This window comes from Pseudomonas moorei, assembly GCF_042846945.1.
GTDB classification, from domain to species: domain Bacteria; phylum Pseudomonadota; class Gammaproteobacteria; order Pseudomonadales; family Pseudomonadaceae; genus Aquipseudomonas; species Aquipseudomonas moorei.
In genome coordinates this window covers 5,771,898-5,790,386 of sequence record NZ_AP035776.1, presented here as the reverse complement: position 1 = coordinate 5,790,386, position 18,489 = coordinate 5,771,898, and the positions used below count along the sequence as shown (strand labels likewise).

At 61.6% G+C, this 18,489-nt stretch carries 16 protein-coding genes and 4 pseudogenes; 13 read left to right on the top strand and 7 right to left on the bottom strand.

The window, feature by feature from the left end; all coding sequences use genetic code 11:
• The first annotated feature begins 47 nt into the window (after positions 1-47).
• Genes ACGJAX_RS26990 through ACGJAX_RS26980 form a run of 3 tightly spaced genes read left to right on the top strand, consistent with a single transcriptional unit; the run spans position 48 to position 2,353 of the window.
• Positions 48-368 (top strand): PepSY domain-containing protein, encoded by a 321-nt coding sequence (locus ACGJAX_RS26990; RefSeq protein ID WP_390956800.1) that lies wholly within the window; start codon positions 48-50, stop codon positions 366-368.
• A gap of 3 nt (positions 369-371) precedes the next feature.
• Complete coding sequence (locus ACGJAX_RS26985; RefSeq protein WP_090323832.1) at positions 372-1,040, top strand: response regulator transcription factor; 669 nt, start codon at positions 372-374, stop codon at positions 1,038-1,040.
• Entirely contained in the window at positions 1,037-2,353 is a 1,317-nt protein-coding gene (locus ACGJAX_RS26980; protein ID WP_390956799.1) for an ATP-binding protein, read from the top strand. Before ACGJAX_RS26985 ends, ACGJAX_RS26980 begins: the two co-directional genes overlap by 4 nt.
• 61 nt (positions 2,354-2,414) lie before the next feature.
• Here the strand turns inward: ACGJAX_RS26980 and ACGJAX_RS26975 are convergent, their stop codons facing one another.
• The 3 genes and pseudogenes from ACGJAX_RS26975 to ACGJAX_RS26965 all read right to left on the bottom strand — a co-directional run.
• Entirely contained in the window at positions 2,415-4,091 is a 1,677-nt protein-coding gene (locus tag ACGJAX_RS26975; RefSeq protein WP_247256040.1) for an MFS transporter, read from the bottom strand.
• Positions 4,092-4,334: 243 nt separating this feature from the next.
• Positions 4,335-4,847, bottom strand: a pseudogene (locus ACGJAX_RS26970) (methyl-accepting chemotaxis protein); the annotation flags it as partial.
• A 393-nt stretch (positions 4,848-5,240) separates the two neighbouring features.
• Positions 5,241-6,263 (bottom strand): annotated as a pseudogene (locus tag ACGJAX_RS26965) (chemotaxis protein); the annotation flags it as partial.
• 569 nt (positions 6,264-6,832) lie between these two features.
• Between ACGJAX_RS26965 and ACGJAX_RS26960 the strand changes: the two are divergent.
• The 3 genes and pseudogenes from ACGJAX_RS26960 to ACGJAX_RS26950 all read left to right on the top strand — a co-directional run bounded on the left by ACGJAX_RS26960 (position 6,833) and on the right by ACGJAX_RS26950 (position 9,965).
• Positions 6,833-8,149, top strand: a complete 1,317-nt coding sequence (locus tag ACGJAX_RS26960; protein WP_090323825.1) for a Na+/H+ antiporter family protein — start codon at positions 6,833-6,835, stop codon at positions 8,147-8,149.
• A 133-nt stretch (positions 8,150-8,282) separates the two neighbouring features.
• Positions 8,283-9,059 (top strand): annotated as a pseudogene (locus ACGJAX_RS26955) (cache domain-containing protein); the annotation flags it as partial.
• Between the two features lie 84 nt (positions 9,060-9,143).
• Positions 9,144-9,965 (top strand): methyl-accepting chemotaxis protein, encoded by an 822-nt coding sequence (locus tag ACGJAX_RS26950; protein WP_390960002.1) that lies wholly within the window; start codon positions 9,144-9,146, stop codon positions 9,963-9,965.
• Positions 9,966-10,695: 730 nt separating this feature from the next.
• On the opposite strand, the pseudogene ACGJAX_RS26945 reads toward ACGJAX_RS26950, so the two are convergent.
• A pseudogene (locus ACGJAX_RS26945) lies at positions 10,696-10,776 on the bottom strand (NUDIX hydrolase); the annotation flags it as partial.
• A gap of 588 nt (positions 10,777-11,364) precedes the next feature.
• Between ACGJAX_RS26945 and ACGJAX_RS26940 the strand changes: the two are divergent.
• A complete protein-coding gene (locus ACGJAX_RS26940; protein WP_390956798.1) occupies positions 11,365-11,532 on the top strand; it encodes a metallothionein in 168 nt (55 codons plus the stop codon).
• Positions 11,533-11,556: 24 nt separating this feature from the next.
• On the opposite strand, the gene ACGJAX_RS26935 is transcribed toward ACGJAX_RS26940, so the two are convergent.
• Both ACGJAX_RS26935 and ACGJAX_RS26930 read right to left on the bottom strand, forming a co-directional pair.
• The gene (locus tag ACGJAX_RS26935; RefSeq protein WP_247256038.1) at positions 11,557-11,829 is read right to left on the bottom strand and encodes a hypothetical protein; all 273 of its coding nucleotides are present in this window, start codon (positions 11,827-11,829) and stop codon (positions 11,557-11,559) included.
• A 38-nt stretch (positions 11,830-11,867) separates the two neighbouring features.
• Entirely contained in the window at positions 11,868-12,095 is a 228-nt protein-coding gene (locus tag ACGJAX_RS26930; RefSeq protein ID WP_020799440.1) for a DUF6555 family protein, read from the bottom strand.
• A 146-nt stretch (positions 12,096-12,241) separates the two neighbouring features.
• Here ACGJAX_RS26930 and ACGJAX_RS26925 point away from each other — a divergent pair, with 146 nt between their 5' ends.
• From ACGJAX_RS26925 to mnmH, 5 genes are all read left to right on the top strand, one after another.
• Positions 12,242-13,021: a helix-turn-helix domain-containing protein gene (locus tag ACGJAX_RS26925; protein WP_090323821.1), complete on the top strand. Its 780-nt coding sequence runs from the start codon at positions 12,242-12,244 to the stop codon at positions 13,019-13,021.
• Between the two features lie 107 nt (positions 13,022-13,128).
• Positions 13,129-13,302 (top strand): DUF1427 family protein, encoded by a 174-nt coding sequence (locus ACGJAX_RS26920; RefSeq protein ID WP_081997842.1) that lies wholly within the window; start codon positions 13,129-13,131, stop codon positions 13,300-13,302.
• A 30-nt stretch (positions 13,303-13,332) separates the two neighbouring features.
• Positions 13,333-14,289: a zinc-binding dehydrogenase gene (locus tag ACGJAX_RS26915; RefSeq protein WP_390956797.1), complete on the top strand. Its 957-nt coding sequence runs from the start codon at positions 13,333-13,335 to the stop codon at positions 14,287-14,289.
• Positions 14,290-14,401: 112 nt separating this feature from the next.
• The gene (gene selD / locus ACGJAX_RS26910) at positions 14,402-15,436 is read left to right on the top strand and encodes a selenide, water dikinase SelD (protein ID WP_090323816.1); all 1,035 of its coding nucleotides are present in this window, start codon (positions 14,402-14,404) and stop codon (positions 15,434-15,436) included.
• On the top strand, positions 15,436-16,539 hold the full coding sequence (gene mnmH / locus ACGJAX_RS26905) for a tRNA 2-selenouridine(34) synthase MnmH (RefSeq protein ID WP_247256035.1): 1,104 nt from the start codon (positions 15,436-15,438) through the stop codon (positions 16,537-16,539). The genes selD and mnmH overlap by 1 nt, the downstream gene beginning before the upstream one ends.
• Before the next feature lie 87 nt (positions 16,540-16,626).
• Here the strand turns inward: mnmH and ACGJAX_RS26900 are convergent, their stop codons facing one another.
• Entirely contained in the window at positions 16,627-17,301 is a 675-nt protein-coding gene (locus tag ACGJAX_RS26900; RefSeq protein ID WP_390956796.1) for a histidine phosphatase family protein, read from the bottom strand.
• A 352-nt stretch (positions 17,302-17,653) separates the two neighbouring features.
• Here ACGJAX_RS26900 and ACGJAX_RS26895 point away from each other — a divergent pair, with 352 nt between their 5' ends.
• Entirely contained in the window at positions 17,654-18,364 is a 711-nt protein-coding gene (locus ACGJAX_RS26895; RefSeq protein ID WP_390956795.1) for a glutathione binding-like protein, read from the top strand.
• The last annotated feature ends 125 nt before the right edge of the window (positions 18,365-18,489 follow it).

Here is an 18,489-nt window from a genome sequence, read left to right as displayed (position 1 = left end):
TTAGACGCGGTCGGCGGCCAGTGACTCAAGGATCATCAGGATTCGTAATGACGCTGCTTTCCTTTTTCACACGGCGCGCGGGCAGCCTGGCGCTGGTGTTGCTGGCTTTCTGCTCGGTGGTCATGGCCCGCGACCTGGACCAGGACGAAGCCCTGCGCTTGCGCCAGCAAGGGATCATCCTGCCGCTCGAGCAAGTGTTGCAGCAGGCGCTGGACCGTTATCCGGGGGCCAGACTGCTGGAAGCCGAGCTGGAAGAGAAGCATGACGTCTACATTTATGACGTCGAAATGCTGACGGCGGCAGGCGTGGTTCGTGAGTTTGAAATCGATGCCGCCACGGGCCGTTTACTGAAAGACAAGGAAGATTGACCGATGCGTTTGCTCCTGGTGGAAGACCACGTACCCCTGGCCGACGAATTGATGGCCGGCCTCAATCGCCAGGGCTACGCCGTGGACTGGCTGGCCGACGGTCGCGATGCGGTCTGTCAGGGCAGCACCGAGCCTTACGACCTGATCGTCCTCGACCTCGGCCTGCCGGGTTTGCCGGGGCTTGAAGTGTTGGCCCACTGGCGTGCCGAAGGTTTGCCCACGCCGGTGCTGATCCTCACCGCCCGCGACTCCTGGGCCGAGCGCATCGAAGGTCTCAAGGCCGGTGCCGACGATTACCTGAGCAAACCCTTTCACCCTGAAGAGTTGCACCTGCGCATCCAGGCGCTGCTGCGTCGTTCCCACGGCCAGGTCAATCAGCCGACGCTCAAGGCTGCGGGTTTGCACCTGGATGAAGGTCGCCAGTGCGTGAACCGTGACGGCACGCAGATCCAGTTGACCGCCGCCGAATTCCGTTTGCTGCGCTATTTCATGCTGCACCCGGATCAGATCCTTTCCAAAGGCCACCTCGCCGAACACCTCTACGACGGCGAGACCGAACGCGATTCCAATGTGCTGGAAGTCCACGTCAATCACCTGCGGCGCAAACTCGGGCGCAGCGTGATCGAGACCCGTCGCGGCCAGGGTTACCTGTTCGGTGGGCAAGCCCGGTGAGGTCGATCCAGCGCCGCTTGAGTCTGGGCCTGATCAGCGTGATGGTGGTTGTCGGCCTGGTGCTGGCGCAGACCAGCCTGTGGCTTTTCGAAATGGGTTTGCAGCGCTACCTCGAAGCCGGCCTGCGCAACGACAGCGAAAACCTGCTGGTGGCCCTGGTGCGTGGCCCGCAAGGTTTGCAGCTGGATGAGCGGCACTTGGCACCGGCCTATCAGCGACCCTTTTCCGGGCACTATTTCCGCATCGACTTTGCCGACAGCCAGTGGCGTTCCCGTTCGTTGTGGGACCAGGAACTGCCACGCCTCGAACAGCCCGGTCTGGACAGCAACCTGCAATTGGGCCCCGAAGGGCAGCAGTTGCTGGTGCTGCGCTCGGACTATCGCCGCCTGGGCCAGTCGATCTCCATCAGCGTGGCGCAGGACTACACCCCGGTGCGCGAGAGCTTCCTGCGCATGCAGCAGGTCGGCCTGGGGCTGGGGCTGGCGGGGCTGCTGCTGATTTTGCTGCTGCAACGAATCACCGTGCGGCGTGCCTTGCGCCCGCTGGAAACGGCCCGTGAGCAGATTGCGCAATTGCAACAGGGCCAGCGTTCGCAACTCGATGACCAGGTGCCGGTGGAACTGGAGCCGCTGGTGGCGCAGATCAACCACCTGCTGGCCCACACCGAAGACAGCCTCAAGCGTTCACGCAATGCCCTGGGCAACCTCGGCCACGCCTTGAAAACCCCGCTGGCGGTGTTGTTGAGCCTGGCCTCAAGCGCGCAACTGGACGCGCATCCGGCATTGCGCAAGACCCTCAAGGAACAACTGGAGCAGGTTCAGCAGCGACTCAATCGCGAGCTCAATCGTGCCCGCCTGGCCGGCGATGCGCTGCCAGGGGCACTGTTTGATTGCGCTGGCGAACTGCCGGGATTGTTGGCGACCTTGAACATGATTCACGGTGACCACCTGACGCTGAGCTATCGCGCCGCGGCGGGCCTGCAATTGCCGTGGGATCGCGAGGACGTGCTGGAATTGCTCGGCAATCTGCTGGACAACGCCTGCAAATGGGCGGATGCCGAAGTGCGGCTGAGCGTGCTCAAGACTGTCGAAGGCTTTGAACTGAGTGTGGAAGACGACGGGCCGGGCATCCCCGAAGATCGCCGCGAGCAGGTATTCAGTCGCGGCACCCGGCTGGATGAACAAACTGACGGACACGGCCTGGGTTTGGCGATCGTGCGCGACATCGTCGAGGCGTGGGGCGGGGTATTGCAGCTGCAGGAGAGCGAGTGGGGCGGATTGAAAGTGCTGATCGAATTGCCTGAACGCCTCTGAAGCCGGACCGGCAACCTGTGGGAGCGAGCTTGCTCCCACATTGGTTTTTGTGGTGTCGGGTTCAAGCGTGATGAATCTCCCGATCCTTGGTTTCCGGCATGAAGAAAATGCCGAGGATGGCCGTCATCACCGCAATGACAATCGGGTACCACAGCCCGTAGTAGATATCGCCGGTGGCCGCGACCATGGCGAACGCCACCGTCGGCAGGAAGCCGCCGAACCAGCCATTGCCGATGTGGTAGGGCAGCGACATCGAGGTGTAGCGGATGCGCGCCGGGAACAGTTCCACCAGCCAGGCGGCAATCGGGCCGTAGACCATGGTCACGTAGATCACCAGGATCGTCAGCAACAGCAGCACCATCGGGTAGTTGGTCTTGGCCGGGTCAGCCTTCTCGGGGTAGCCGGCGTCTTTGAGCGATGTGGCGAGCGTGGCGGTGAAGGCGTCGTTGCGGGTCTTGAAGTCGGCAGCCGGCATGCCGGTGCCTTCGAAGCTGGGGATCACTTTCTCGCCGATGCGGACCTGCGCGACAGTGCCCGGTTCGGCCGTCACGTTCTTGTAGGGGATGGCCCGTTTTGCCAAGACGGTTTTCGCCAGGTCACAGGAACTGGTGAATTTGGCCTTGCCCACCGGGTCGAACTGGAACGAGCACTGAGCGGGATCGGCGATCACCGTGACCGGATTCTTCTCCTGCGCAATAAAGACATCGGGGTTACCGTATTGGGTCAGCGCATGGAAGATCGGGAAATAGGTCACTGCCGCGAGGATGCAGCCGGCCATAATGATGCCCTTGCGGCCGATGCGGTCGGACAGGCTGCCGAAGATGACGAAGAACGGTGTGCCGATCAGCAGCGAGCCGGCAATCAGCAAGTTGGCGGTCTGCGGGTCGATCTTCAGCGTCTGCAGCAGAAAGAACAGCGCATAGAACTGCCCGGTGTACCAGACCACGGCCTGGCCGGCGGTGCCGCCGAGCAGGGCCATGATCACAATCTTGAGGTTCTCCCAGCGGGCGAAGGATTCGGTCAGCGGCGCCTTGGACGACTTGCCCTCAGCCTTCATTCTCATGAACACCGGCGACTCGCTGAGCTGCAAGCGGATGTACACCGAGACGATCAGCAGCAGGATCGACAGCAGAAAGGGAATCCGCCAGCCCCAGGTTTCGAAGGCTTCAGCGCCCAGCACCGTGCGGCAGCCCAGGATCACCAGCAGCGACAGAAACAGGCCGAGGGTCGCGGTGGTCTGGATCCACGAGGTGAAGTAGCCGCGCTTGCCTTTGGGCGCGTGCTCGGCCACGTAAGTTGCCGCGCCGCCGTATTCGCCGCCCAGGGCCAGGCCTTGCAACAGGCGCAAGGTGATCAGGATGATCGGCGCCGCCACGCCAATGGTTGCGTAACCGGGCAGAAAACCCACCACGGCGGTTGATAGACCCATGATCACGATGGTGATGAGAAAGGTGTGTTTGCGCCCGATCATGTCGCCCAAACGGCCAAACACAATCGCCCCGAACGGCCGCACGGCGAAGCCCGCGGCGAACGCGAGCAAGGCAAAGATGAATGAGGTGGTCTCGTTGACGCCGGCAAAGAAGTGCTTGGCGATGATCGCAGCGAGGGAGCCGTAAAGGTAGAAGTCGTACCACTCGAACACGGTGCCCAGGGACGAGGCGAAAATGACCTTGCGCTCTTCCCTGGTGATGCCGTGTCCGGGGGCGCTGCCCGAAGTTGCAGTGTCGATGGCTGCCATGAGTGTTCTCCGTCTTGCTCTTGTCGTAGGCCGGAGTTTTTCCTTATTGCTGCCGCACCCTGGCCCTGGGGCTGATGTCGTCGAATGAGCGATTGCGCGAAGCGTGCATGCAGGGTGGACGCCTCGAATCGCTGCAAGGTTCCTTAAAGCATAATCAACGTCTGGGGGATGTCCACTCGCCATCATGGTGGCGGACCTTGTAGGAGCGAGCTTGCTCGCTCCTACAAGGGGGGGGGGGCGGGGTCAGACGCGGAACTGATCCATCAGACTCTGCTGTTGATTGGCCAGGCTGTTGAGCGACTGGCTGACCCGCGCCGACTCATTGGCCTGGCCCGACAGCGATTCGGTCACATCACGGATGGTCGCCACGTTGTTGTTGATCTCCTCGGCCACCGCGCTCTGTTCTTCGGCGGCGCTGGCAATCTGCAGGTTCATGTCACTGATCACGGTCACGGCATCGCCGATCTGGCGCAGCGCGGTCACGGCCTGGCCGACCTGATCGACACTGCCCTGGGCCAGGCGATGGCTGTTGCCCATCGAACCGACCACATCCTGGGTACCGCTTTGCAGTTGTTCGATTACCAGGCGGGTTTCTTCCACCGACTCCTGGGTGCGTCGCGCCAGGTTGCGCACTTCATCGGCGACCACGGCAAAACCGCGTCCGGCCTCACCGGCACGGGCCGCTTCGATGGCCGCGTTGAGCGCCAGCAGGTTGGTCTGTTCGGCGATGGCGCGGATCACTTCCAGCACCGAACCGATTTTCTCGCTGTTGGCCGCCAGGCCTTCGACTTGCACCATTGCCGCGCTCATGTCGGCAGCGAGGTTGTCGATGCTGGCGGTGGTGCGGTCGATCACGGTCAGGCCCTGGCGGGTCGCCTGATCGGCATCCCGCGCAGCCTGTGCCGCTTGCGCGGCGCTGCGGGCAACGTCTTGCGCCGTGGCGCTCATTTCGTGGGAAGCGGTCGCGACCTGATCCACCTGCCGGTATTGCTGCTCCATGCCGGCGCTGGTCTGGGTGGCGATGGCGGAGGACTGGTCCGCGGTATTGCGGGCGTCCTGCACAGAGCGTTTGACCTCGGCAATGATCGGCTGCAGCTTGTCGAGGAAGCGGTTAAACCAGCCAGCCAACTGGCCCAGTTCATCTTTCTTGTCGTAGGCCAGGCGTCGGGTCAGGTCGCCTTCGCCGCTGGCGATGTCTTCGAGCATGTGCGCCACGCCGAGGATCGGTCGGGTCACGCTGCGGGCCATCAGCCAGACCAGGAGCAGGCCGATCAATGCCGCCAGTATGCCCAGTCCGAGTTCTGTCAGGGTACCGGCGGTGTTGCTGTCATCCAGTTGCTTTTTCAGGGCTTCGGCGGGGCCGACCAGGACTTTTTCCGGCACGTCGAGCAACACGCCCCAGGTTTTGCCACCGGGAATCGGCTGGAACGGCGACAGCACCTTGAGCTGTTGCTGGCTGTGCAGGCTGGCGGTCTTGCTGCTGGCGGCGAGCATGCGCATCAGCTCGGCACCGTTGGTCTTGTCCACGGCCTCCAGGCGCTGGGCGAGTTTGCTGGCGTCGGGGCTGTAGCCGGCGAGCAAACCGGCCGGGCTGAGAATGCTGACGCTGGTCTGGCCGTCATAGAGCTTTTTGCTGGCGCTCTGGCTGATCGTCTGCAGGCTGTTGAGGTTGATGTCCACCGACAGCGAGGCGATTAGCTTGCCATTGACCATCAGCGGAAAAACGATGCTGGTCATCAGCACGTTCTGGCCGTCGATCATATAGAAGTAGGGCTCGATCACGCACGGTTTGAGGGTGGTGCGCGGGCAGGTGAACCAGGCGTTGGCCGCTTCGCCGCTGGGACCGGTACTGGTGTCGGCGATGTCCTTTTCCGGCAGTGGCATGGAGGTCAGCTTGCCTGGGGTCGGTTGCGACCAGTACAGGGCAAAACGCCCTTTCTCATTGCTGCCGACTTCGCTCTGGCCGGCAAACAATTCGTCCTTGCCATCCAGCCCGTTGGGCTCGAACACCAGGGACAGGCCGAGCAGCTCAGGGTTGGCTTGCAGCGCCGACTTGACCTGACGGGTCAGGTCTTCGCGCAAGTCGAAGGCATCGAGAAAGCGCTTTTCGGCCTGGTCGCGCAGAAACAGCACCTGACGGGAAAAGCCGTGGCCATATTGATAGGCGTCCATGAACTGCTGGCGGATGCCCAACGCCTGGTTTTCACCCTGGGACTCGATCCGCGCCTGGGCGGCTTCGGTCAGCATTTCCATGCTCGAGGCTTTCACCAACGCCGAGCTGTTCTCCATGCGATACAGCGAGAGACCCACCAGCAGGGTCACGATGCCCGCCAGGCAAAGCCCGGCCAGCAGGGTGATTTTCCATTGAATGGACAATTGCTTGAGTGACATGGAGACGTCCTTATTCGATAAATATCTGCGACTTTGCACTGTAACGGCCGGGTCTCTGGTTTCTTTATCCCGTCTATCGTCGATCTCTCTGCAGGAGCTAGTGTGCTCGCGATGGTCGCCAACGATGACGATGGAGACCTGATAGCCTCAGGTGCTCTCATGTGCTTCGCGAGCTGGCTCCCTCCTACTGGTATTCATATGCCGTTACATCTGCGCAGGGCCCGGGCGCTTTGACACGAAGGCAAGTCTGCGGCACAGTGCGCGCCCTCTAATAAGACCCATTCCTTTATCCGCTGGCGGCTCACGCAGACTGCCGGACGGACTCTTTCCGTTTGTCTCGAGGTAATGAAATGAATGCAGTGATTGCCGCGGTCGGCATCATGCTGGTACTCAGCCTGTCCCGCGTGCATGTGGTCATCGCGCTGATCGTCGGTGCCCTGGTGGGCGGCCTGACCGGGGGGCTGGGCATCGAAGCGACGCTCAAGGCCTTCAACAGTGGCCTCGGCGGCGGGGCGACGGTGGCCCTGTCTTACGCGTTACTCGGCGCTTTTGCCGTGGCCATCGCCAAGTCCGGCCTGGCTCATGCCCTGGCCGACAAGGCGTTGGCGATGGTCGATCGCCAGCACGCCAACGGCGGAGGCCAGGTCAAGTGGTTGCTGATCGGCCTGCTGTGGGTGGTGGCCATAGCCTCGCAGAACATTCTGCCGATACATATCGCCTTTATCCCGTTGCTGGTGCCGCCGCTGCTTTATGTACTGACCAAGCTGCAACTGGATCGCCGGCTGATCGCCTGTGTCATGACGTTCGGTTTGATTACGCCGTACATGTTCCTGCCGGTGGGCTTCGGCAACATCTTCCTCAATGAAATCCTGCTGGCCAACGTTGCCCGCAGCGGCGTGGACATCACGGGCATCAATGTCACCCACGCCATGGGCATTCCGGCGCTGGGCATGGTGGCGGGCTTGCTGATCGCGTTTATCAGCTACCGCAAGAAGCGCGTCTACGACCTGGAAAAGATCGAGCAAGTCGAGCAGGTCGCGGTGCAATACAACCCGCTGAGCCTGATGGTGGCCGGAGTGGCGATTGCCGCGGCGTTCATCGTGCAGCTGCTGCTGGACTCGATGATCATCGGTGCGCTGGTGGGTTTCCTGATCTTTTCGGTGTCGGGCATCGTCAAATGGCGCGACACCGATGACCTGTTCACCGAAGGCATGAAGATGATGGCGATGATCGGTTTCATCATGATCGCCGCCTCGGGGTTCGCCGAAGTGATGAAGGCCACCGGTGAAGTGCAGACCCTGGTCGAATCGTCGGCGTCCTGGATCGACCACAGCAAGGGCATCGGTGCCTTGTTGATGTTGCTGGTGGGGCTGTTGGTGACCATGGGCATCGGTTCGTCGTTTTCCACCGTGCCCATTCTGGCGGCGATTTTCGTGCCGTTGTGCGTGCAGTTGGGCTTCAGCCCGCTGGCGATCGTCTGCATCGTCGGTACCGCCGGCGCCCTCGGTGACGCCGGTTCGCCCGCCTCGGACTCGACCCTCGGCCCGACCTCCGGTCTGAACATCGACGGCCAGCATCACCACATCTGGGACACCGTGGTCCCGACCTTCCTGCACTACAACCTGCCGTTGCTGGCGTTTGGCTGGGTGGCGGCGATGGTGCTGTAAACCCGCAAGCCTTGTGGGAGCCCGCTCGCTCCCACAGGAGGCTCAGTGCGCCCGTCGACCGCGTTCAACTTTTGAATTGGCCTGCCGTTAAAGCCTTTAACCACGCCAATAAAATCAAAAAAGAGTGAACGTCATGCGCATGAGCCTGAAGGCCAAAGTCCTGTCCCTTGCCGTCCTCCCGGTGTTGCTCTTTGCGCTGGTCATCAGCCTGACCACGTTGTTCATCCTGCAAGCGCAGGCACGCCACGAAGTCGAGGAAACCCGCGAACGCCTGCTCAGCGATGCCAAGGCCACCCTGCAGAGTTACGTTGCCGTGGCCATGACCACGATCAAACCGCTGTACGACGCGGCAGCCCCGGGGGATGACGCGGCGCGCGCCCAGGCGATCAAGTTGCTGTCGAGCATCGCCTACGGCAAGGAAGGCTACTTCTTCGGCTACGACTCCAACACCGTGCGCCTGTTCAAGGCCAACAGCCCCGAAGGCGTGGGCCAGAGCTTCAAGGACAACCGCGATCCGAACGGTGTCTATGTCAACCGCGACCTGGTGAAAGTCGCCAAGGACGGAACCCACTACCTGCAATACAGCTCGCCGCTGCCGGGTAACAGCCAGGTGCTGGTGCCCAAGCTCGGTTACACCGAATACCTGTCGAAGTGGGACATGGCGGTGGGTACTTCGGTGAACCTGGACGGCATCGAGGCGCAAGTCGCCGTGGTCGAGGCCAAGGTTCAGGAGCGCATGGAAGGTGTGGTGCTGAGTATCGTCGGCGTGGCGTTGGTGGTGTTGCTGGTGATCGCCGCGGCCGGGATGCTGCTGGCCAATACCATTTTGCGTCCGCTGAACCTGATGAAAGCCAACCTCGACGATATCGCGGCGGGCGAGGGCGACCTGACCCGTCGCTTGAACATCACCAGCCAGGATGAACTGGGTCAACTGGCCGGCTCGTTCAACCGTTTTGTCGACAAGATCCATGGCCTGGTGCGCCAGATCACCGAAATGACCACGCAGCTGACCGGTTTGGTGGATCAGGTGTCCGATCAGGCCAATCGTTCGGACCAGGCCATGGAGCGCCAGCGTCACGAGACGGATCAAGTCGCCACGGCGATCAATGAAATGTCGGCGGCCGCCCAGGAAGTGGCCAAGAGCGCGCAAAACGCGGCGGTGGCCGCCCGGCAGACCGATGAAGAAGGCCAGGCGGCCAAGCGTGTGGTGGCTGGCAGTATCGAGAAGATTCATGCGTTGGTGGACGACATTCGCAACAGCGGCGTGTCTCTCGACAGCCTGCAGAAAGACGTGTCGTCGATTGTCAGCGTGCTCGGGGTGATCCGTTCGATTGCCGAACAAACCAATCTGCTGGCGCTCAACGCGGCCATTGAAGCGGCCCGTGCCGGTGAGGCTGGACGTGGTTTCGCGGTGGTGGCCGATGAAGTCAGGGCGCTGGCCAGCCGCACACAAATCAGTACCCAGGAAATCCAGGGCATGATCGACCGCTTGCAGGCCGGCACCCAGTCAGCGGTGGAAGCGATGCGCCGCTCCAGCGAGGCCGGCGACGGTACCTCGGCCCAGGCCAATGAGGCTGGTGCGTCGCTCGATACCATGGCCCAGTTGATTGCCACCATCAATTCGATGAACGCACAGATCGCCAGCGCCGCCGAAGAGCAGACCGCCGTGGCCGAGGAGATCAACCGTAGCGTGCATCAGATAGCAGTGGCGGTGGACAACGTAGCCGATGAAACCCAACTCGGGGCGCAAACCTCGCGCAGCCTGGCGGATCTGGGGCAGCGCCTGGGCAAGCTGGTCGGGCAATTCCGTATCTGATTGGCAACACTTTTGTGGCGAGCGAGCTTGCTCGCGCTTGAGTGCGCAGCGCTCAGCGCTTTTTTGGGGCCGCTACGCAGCCCAGCGGGAGCAAGCTCCCTCGCCACACAAGCGCCGTTTGCGGATTACGGCCTTTCCCAATAGGGCAGTTTACCGACCCGACAGGTTTCGGTTACCGGGCCAGAGCACGGCAATCTGCTGGGTGACCTTGGCGGCCTCTGGGCCGACCAGGCTTTGGGTTGGTTGGGTACATATCCGTTTCTTCGGTAACGGCGGCTTAGGGTTTCGCCCTTACGGCGACTTACTTTTTTTTCAAACGCCAAAAAAAAAGATAAGCAAAAAAAGGCTCGCCCCGAGCGTCCGGCCCCTCGCTAAGGCTCGGCGTTCCTTCGCTGCGGTATTCATCCGGGGACACTGCCCTCCGGTCTGCTTCGCGACGACCTGCATGCAGCGTGTTCGACTGCGTCGAACGGCGCTGCGCGCCACTCCCCGGATGAACACCTCCACTCAGCCTCCCGAAGGGGCGGGTGAATCAAGATCAAGAGCTGCAGGCGAGCTAACGCTCGGCCTGATGAGTGGTGAGGAGCGGGGTGGCGCGCGTTGCTTCTGTAGGAGCGAGCCTGCTCGCGATGAATGACCGGGCAACGCGGGCATTCAGACAGCCCGCTTCATCGTTGACGTCCATCGTCGGAACGCCGCCCGGAGCTGGCTCGCTCCTACAGGGGGCCCGGCGAATGAAGTGGATCTTGCCGGTATCGTCATTGCCGATGTAGATGCCGTAGACCCCGGCCTGCCGTACTTCGATATAGCGCGAAGGCGGCCTTATAGCCGACCCATCACCCGCAGATGCACCCAATCCCCTTGTGGGAGCTGGCTCGCCAGCGAAGGCGGCCTTATAGCCGACCCATCACCCGCAGATGCACCCAATCCCCTTGTGGGAGCTGGCTCGCCAGCGAAGGCGGCCTTATAGCCGACCCATCACCCGCAGATGCACCCAATCCCCTTGTGGGAGCTGGCTTGCCAGCGAAGGCGGCCTTATAGCCGACCAATCACCCGCAGATGCACCCATTCCCCTGTAGGAGCTGGCTTGCCAGCGAAGGCGGCCTTATAGCCGACCAATCACCCGCAGATGCACCCAATCCCCTTGTGGGAGCTGGCTTGCCAGCGAAGGCGGCCTTATAGCCGACCCATCACCCGCAGATGCACCCATTCCCCTGTAGGAGCTGGCTTGCCAGCGATGGCGGCCAGCCAGCCGACCAATCACCCGCCGATGTACCCAGTCCATTGTGGAAGCGAGCCTGCTCCGGGCGGCGTTCCGACGATAGCGGCCCACCAGCCTACACTGGTAACACGGGTTGTTCTTCTCGCCCCGACGACCACTACCAAAGGAGTCAGGCTCATGATCAACAGTGACAGTATCTGCGACTGCCCGAAATGTTCGTGCAAGCTGGGCGCGCACCCGATTGCGCGCCACGGCAAGCACTATTGCTGCGAGGCCTGCGCCAAGAACCACGAACACGGCGAAGAGTGCTCCAGCAAGGGCTGCAAGTGCGCCCACGCCAAATAGTTCGTTCACGTTGAAAAGTGGAGCCTAGTCGGGCTCCACTTCCAGTTTCAGGCTGTCGTCGTCCAGGCGTTCGGTATGCCGGACGGTGCCCGTCAGGCGGCGTCCTTCGACTCTGAGCACGACGGTCTTGGCCTGCTCAAGGTCTTCCGGCAACGGCGGCGGAACGCGAATCGCGAAGCAGGTCGGGTCGTTCATGACCTGTTCCAGGCCAACCCGGCACTCGACGCTCCTGGTGATGCGGCCGAACAGCGTATCCAGACCATAGTCCAGATGCGCAGGGCTGCTGATGGGTGTCATATTCTTGCCCCCCCTCTAATCCTGTTGCTTGCCAGGCGTCAGCCAGCCGGCCGCCACTTGACGTTTTCCACACCGAACTTCTCTGCCATCGGCTTGCTGGTCTTTTGCACCTTCTCCCGGCCAAAGCGCGGTATGCGGCCCACTCCCGCATCGCAGCTTGCCCAATGCCAGGCTTCTGCGTTGTCCATTTTGTCCAGACGGATAATGAACGACTTGGGCACGCCATGAAGGGTGTATTCAATGACGAAGAGTTTTGCATTGTTCATATAGCCCGTATTCCTCCCTGTGGTACATAAACGGATCACGGGCCACACGGAAAATTCATTCGGATTGGCGGACGGTGGCAGCCGCTGGCGGCAAATACAAGGCCTCGTTACCATTGGGCCTTTCCCGACCCCAATGATTGCTGCCCATGGCCCTTGCCGCCCCGCCTGATCTGAGTGATACCGATGTGCCCGTGCAACCGCTGGCGCGCACTTATCCGCGTGGGTTGTTCATCGAACCGCATGAGCATGTCTGGGGGCAGTTGCTGTATGCGATGAGTGGCGTGATGTGGGTCGAGACGCCTCACGAGGCGCTGGTGGTGCCGCCGCAACGGGCGGTTTGGTTGCCGCCCGGCGTGCCTCATGGGATTCGCGTGGTCTCGGACCTGCAAATGCGCAACATCTACCTGCGACCGTCGTTGGCGGCAACGCTCGATGCCAGCGTCCAGGTCATCGAAGTCGGCGGTTTGTTGCGCGAGTTGATCGTTGGCCTGGTGGAGCAGGGCGACGATGGTGCGCCCGAGTATTACGAAGCACTGGTGGGACTGGCGCTGCTGGAGCTCAAGCGGGCCAGGCGCTCGCTGCTGAAAATCCCGCTGCCGGATGAGTCTGACCGGCGGCTGACGAACCTCTGCCAGGCGGTCATGGCCGCGCCGTCGCTGGACATTCCTTTCGAGCAACACGCGGAAAACGCCGGTGCCAGCGTGCGGACCCTGGCGCGGTTGTTCAAGGACGGTCTGGGCATGGGCTTCGCTGAATGGCGGCGCCAGGTGCAACTGGCGACGGCAGTGGCCGAGTTGATTCAGGGGGTGCCGGTCAGTGCCATCGCCCGTGAGCTGGGGTATTCGCCCAGCAGCTTCAGCGATATGTTCCGTCGGGAACTGGGTGTCGCGCCGTCGCAGTTTTCGGCAGGCCAGCCTCAGGGCTGAAGCGTTCAGGGCCAGGGTTTGGCCGAAATTCAGAAGCACTTGGCCGGTACTCGTCGGCACTGCGCACTAGACTTGCGGGCATGTCTCAATTGCCCAAGGAGTCTGTCATGAATTACCTCATTTCACTGGCGATCGGCCTGGGTGTCGGCCTGCTCTACGGCGCCCTGGATTTTCGTTCCCCCGCACCACCGGCGATCGCACTGGTAGGCCTGCTCGGCATGCTGGCCGGCGAAAAGCTCTGGCCGATGGGCCGCGAACTGGTGGCCGGCTGGATCTCCTGAACCTCCTCTGATCATTCGATGGAAACCCTCATGAAAGCATTGCAGTTCGACAAAACCGGCGACCTCTCGGCCCTGCGCTACGTCGAGGTTCCGACGCCCGTTCCCGGCGCCGATGAAGTGTTGGTGGAAATCAAGGCGGCGGGGCTCAACCCCAGTGATGTGAAGAACGTGCTGGGTCGTTTTCCCTATACCACGATGCCGCGGATTCCCGGTCGCGATTTTGCCGGCATCGTCGTTGAAGGCCCGCAGGCGCTGGTCGGTCAACACGTCTGGGGCACCGGCCGCGAGCTGGGTTTTTTCGCCGATGGCTCCCATGCGCAATTCGTCAAGCTGCCGGCCAATGGCGTCGCCCTCAAGCCCACGCATTTGAGCTTCGCCCAGGCCGCCAGCCTGGGAGTGCCTTACACCACGGCGTGGGATGCACTGGAGCGCAGCCTGGTGACCGCCGAAACCCGCTTGCTGGTGATCGGCGGCGGGGCGGTGGGCAGTGCCGCGCTGGCATTGGCCAAGGTGCGCGGTGCCCAGGTGCTGGCAGCCGCGCGGCGACCAGAGCAGGTCAAGGACTTGCAGGACCAGGGCTATCAGACGCTGCAATTGGATAAACCCGAGGACCTGGGTGCTCAGGTCAATGCCGTATTCAAAGGCGGCGCTGATGTGATTTTCGACACCACGGGGTTCTGGTTGCCGGCGTCTGTCGCGGCATTGGCCACCTTCGGCCGCATCGCCATCATCGCCGCGCCGGTGGACGGCATGGTTCAGCTACCGGCCCTGGCGCTGTACCGCAAGGGCGGCTCGGTGGTCGGCATCAACTCGTTGCTGTACGGCGTGCAAGCGTGCGCGGCGATGCTCGATCAGTTCGGTCAATTCTTCGATCAGGACTTGCTGCCGTTGCCTCAGGGGCTGTTCGAGTCGCCATTGGCCGAGGGCCTGGAGCGTTATGCCGAGGTCAATCAGGGCAGTGGTGACAAAGTGATCCTGTTGCCGTAACACCGCCCACCTGTGGGGGCGGGCTCGCTCCCACAGGGGCTGCGGCGATGCAATGCGCTGCCGCAATGGTGCTCTGATAGAATCGACGGCACTTTTCCTGCGAGGTGCCCCCATGAGCGAGCCGATTCGCCTGACCCAGTACAGCCACGGCGCTGGATGCGGTTGCAAGATTTCTCCCCAGGTACTGGAAGTGATTCTCGCCGGCAGTGGCGCGCAGAATCTGGACCCCAGGCTCTGGGTCGGCAACGCCTCGCGCGATGACGCGGCGGTGTATGCCATCGACGAAGAGCGCGGCGTGGTGTCGACCACCGATTTCTTCATGCCAATCGTCGATGATCCTTTCGATTTCGGCCGCATCGCCGCCACCAATGCCATCAGTGACATCTACGCCATGGGTGGCGACCCGTTGATGGCCATCGCCATTCTTGGCTGGCCGGTCAATGTGCTGGCGCCGGAAATTGCCCGGGAAGTGATTCGCGGCGGCCGTTCGGTGTGCGATGAAGCAGGTATTCCGTTGGCTGGCGGGCATTCCATCGACGCACCGGAGCCGATCTTCGGCCTGGCCGTTACCGGGCTGGTGGAAAAGCGCCATATGAAGCGCAACGACACCGCGACGGCCGGTTGCCTGCTTTACCTCACCAAACCCCTAGGCATCGGCATCCTCACCACCGCCGAAAAGAAAGGCAAGTTGCGCAACGCTGACATCGGCCTGGCCCGGGACTGGATGTGTACCCTGAATAAACCCGGCAGCCGCTTTGGCAAACTGGATGGCGTGACCGCGATGACCGACGTCACCGGTTTCGGTTTGTTGGGGCATCTGGTGGAAATGGCCGATGGCAGCCAGCTGACCGCCCTGATCGAATACGACCGCGTACCGCGTCTGCCAGGTGTCGAGTATTACCTGGAGCAGGGCTGCATTCCCGGCGGGACCTTGCGTAATTACGACAGTTACGCCAGCAAACTGGGGCGATTGCAGGAACTGCACAAGCGCGTATTGTGCGACCCGCAGACCAGCGGCGGCCTGTTGATCGCGGTGACGCCCGAGGGTAACGACAGCTTTCTCGCGGCCGCTGCGCAAATGGGCCTGGACCTGGCACCCATCGGTGAACTGGTCGAGCGACAGAGCAATGCGGTCGAGGTGTCTTGATGTCTGCCGACTGCACCGATTACCGCGATATTTTCCTCAACGACCGGCCGCTGATGGATGCCCGTGCGCCGGTCGAGTTTCTCAAGGGCTCGTTTCCCGGGGCGGTCAATTTGCCGCTGATGAACGATCACGAGCGGCAACGGGTCGGCACTTGTTACAAGCAGCAGGGCCAACAAGCCGCCATCGAACTGGGCCATCAACTGGTGTCCGGCGCGATCAAGGCCGAACGCATCCAGGCCTGGGCAGACTTCGCCCGGGCTCATCCCGATGGGCTTTTGTATTGTTTTCGCGGCGGGTTGCGCTCGCAGATCGTCCAGCAATGGCTCAAGGACGAGGCGGGCATCGACTACCCGCGCGTCGGTGGTGGCTACAAGGCCATGCGCAGCTTCCTGCTTGATACCCTCGATCAGGCCGTTGCGCAGTGCGATTTCGTGTTGTTGGGCGGCATGACCGGCACCGGCAAGACCGAAGTGCTGATGCAGTTGCGCAACGGCCTTGACCTAGAAGGTCACGCCAATCATCGCGGCTCGAGTTTCGGCAAGCGCGCCACGGGTCAACCGACCAATATCGACTTTGAAAACCGCCTGGCGGTGGATGTGCTGAAAAAGCGCGCCGCCGGCCTTGAACAATTCGTGCTGGAGGACGAGAGCCGGGCGATCGGCAGCTGTGCCTTGCCGTTGCCGCTGTATCAGGGCATGCAGCAGTTTCCGATGGTCTGGCTCGAAGACAGCCTGCAGGGGCGGGTCGAGCGAATCCTGCGTGATTATGTGGTGGACCTGTGCGCCGAGTTCATCCGGGTGCGCGGCGAGGAAGGCTTTGCGCTGTTTTCCGAGCGGATGCTGGAGAGTTTGAATAACGTGCACAAGCGCCTGGGTGGCGAGCGCCATCGACGGATGCTGATTCTGATGGAGGATGCCTTGGCGGAGCAGGGTCGCAGCGGCGCGGTGGATCTGCACCGGGGCTGGATCGAGGGGTTGCTGACCGAGTATTACGATCCGATGTATGCCTTTCAACGTGAAAAGAAGGGCGCGCGGATCGAGTTTGCCGGGAATCGCGAAGCGGTGTTGGGGTATTTGCGGGAGCGGGTCAGTCAGCGAGGATGAGGGCGGTTTTGCTGGCTTCATCGCGGGCAAGCCTGCTCCCACAGGGGCTGTGGCGTACACAAAGGGCCCGATCAGGCCCTGTACAACTCAGGTCGGGCAAGTCTGCGGTCCATTATCCAGCCCTTGCTTGTAGCGATGGCTTTCCAGGCTGGCCTTGCCGTTGCGCCAGGTCAGGGTCAACACGATCAGCGAATCAAAGTCGCTCGATTCCCAGTCCTCGGTGATCGTCTGTTTCTTGCCGACCGCTTCCCCGGCGACCTTGTTGATCAGCTCCGGCAGGTAACCGTGGGACCAGGCGGTGTAAATGATCGAGTTGTGATACTTGTCCTGGAGCAGTTCATCGGCCAGGTCACCGGTGTCGTTGGCCGAGAAATTGATGTTGACCGGCAAGCCGAGCTTTATCGCACTGGGGCTGATGGTCATCAATGGACGGATATAGCTGTAGGAGTTGTTCAGTTCGCCTTCCTCGACATTGCGCGTCGGGTTGGCGGCAAATACGTAGTTGGCCTTGCCGAATTTTTCCGGGAGCAGGGTGGCCAGGTCGATCGCGCGGTTCAGGCCCTGGCAATTGAGCTGGCCCAGGCCGCCGGCAGGTTTTTCCGCATGACGCAGGAACACCAGCGTCTGCACACCGTCTACCGGTTGGGCGCGACTTTCAAGGGACTCAAACGACAGGAATAACGCACTGGCCGCCAGCAATGCGGGCAGGAATATGTACGCACGGCGTTTGAAGCGATTGGCGAATTTCAGAGGGTTCTTCATGAAATAGGGGGGCTTCGCACATTGGGTTAGGGCTGACAAACCTCTACACCACGAGTTGCCGGCATCGGGTGTTTTCCATGTCTATGAGTCGGGTCGTCTTTGGATGGCCAGTGCTCAGAGTCCGCAGGTGCCTGTTTGGTTCGATTCCGACCGCGCGCTGCAATCTACCGGTACCCCTGAAGTGACTGGAGCGAAGATTAGCGACAGGATATTGCGAAATGATGGACAGGCTACACCTTAGAGGCTTGATCCGGACTGTCAACTGTTGATCTTCAACATCAGTGATATTGATAACGGCAGCGCAACTCCTGCATTAGTATCACTACTTTCAATTTTCTCGTGGATCCTTCCCATGACCGATTTGTCTGCGTTTCCCATCACCCAAAAATGGCCCGCACAGTACCCGGAGTGGATTCAGCTGTACTCCTTGCCGACACCCAACGGCGTCAAGGTCTCGATCATGCTCGAAGAGATCGGCTTGCCTTACGAGCCACACCGCGTCGGGTTTGACACCAACGATCAAATGTCCCCCGAATTCCTGTCGTTAAGCCCCAACAACAAGATCCCGGCCATCCTCGATCCCCATGGCCCGGACGGCCAACCTTTGCCGCTGTTCGAGTCCGGGGCGATTCTGATCTACCTCGCCGACAAAAGCGGGCAGTTGCTGGCCCAGGAATCGGCAGCGCGTTACGAAACCATTCAGTGGCTGATGTTCCAGATGGGCGGCATCGGGCCAATGTTCGGCCAGCTCGGCTTCTTCAATAAATTCGCCGGCAAGGACTACGAAGACAAACGTCCCCGTGACCGCTACGTCGAAGAAAGCAAACGGCTGCTCGGCGTCCTCGACAAGCGCCTTGAAGGGCGTGACTGGATCATGGGCGAGCGCTACACCATTGCCGATATCGCGACCTTCCCCTGGGTGCGCAACCTGATCGGCTTCTATGAGGCGGGCGATCTGGTCGGCATCCAGAACTTCCCCAACGTCACCCGGGTGCTGGAGAAGTTCCTGGCACGGCCGGCGGTCAAGCGCGGGCTGGAAATTCCAAAGCCTGTCACCAACTGACCACCGCAATCCCCCTGTAGGAGCGAGCAAGTTCGCTCCTACAGGGGGTTGGTGCTTGCTCAAGGATTATTGCCATCGCGGTAATGCAGTCTTGAGCGTTCGACGTTTGTGCCCTGTACCTCGCA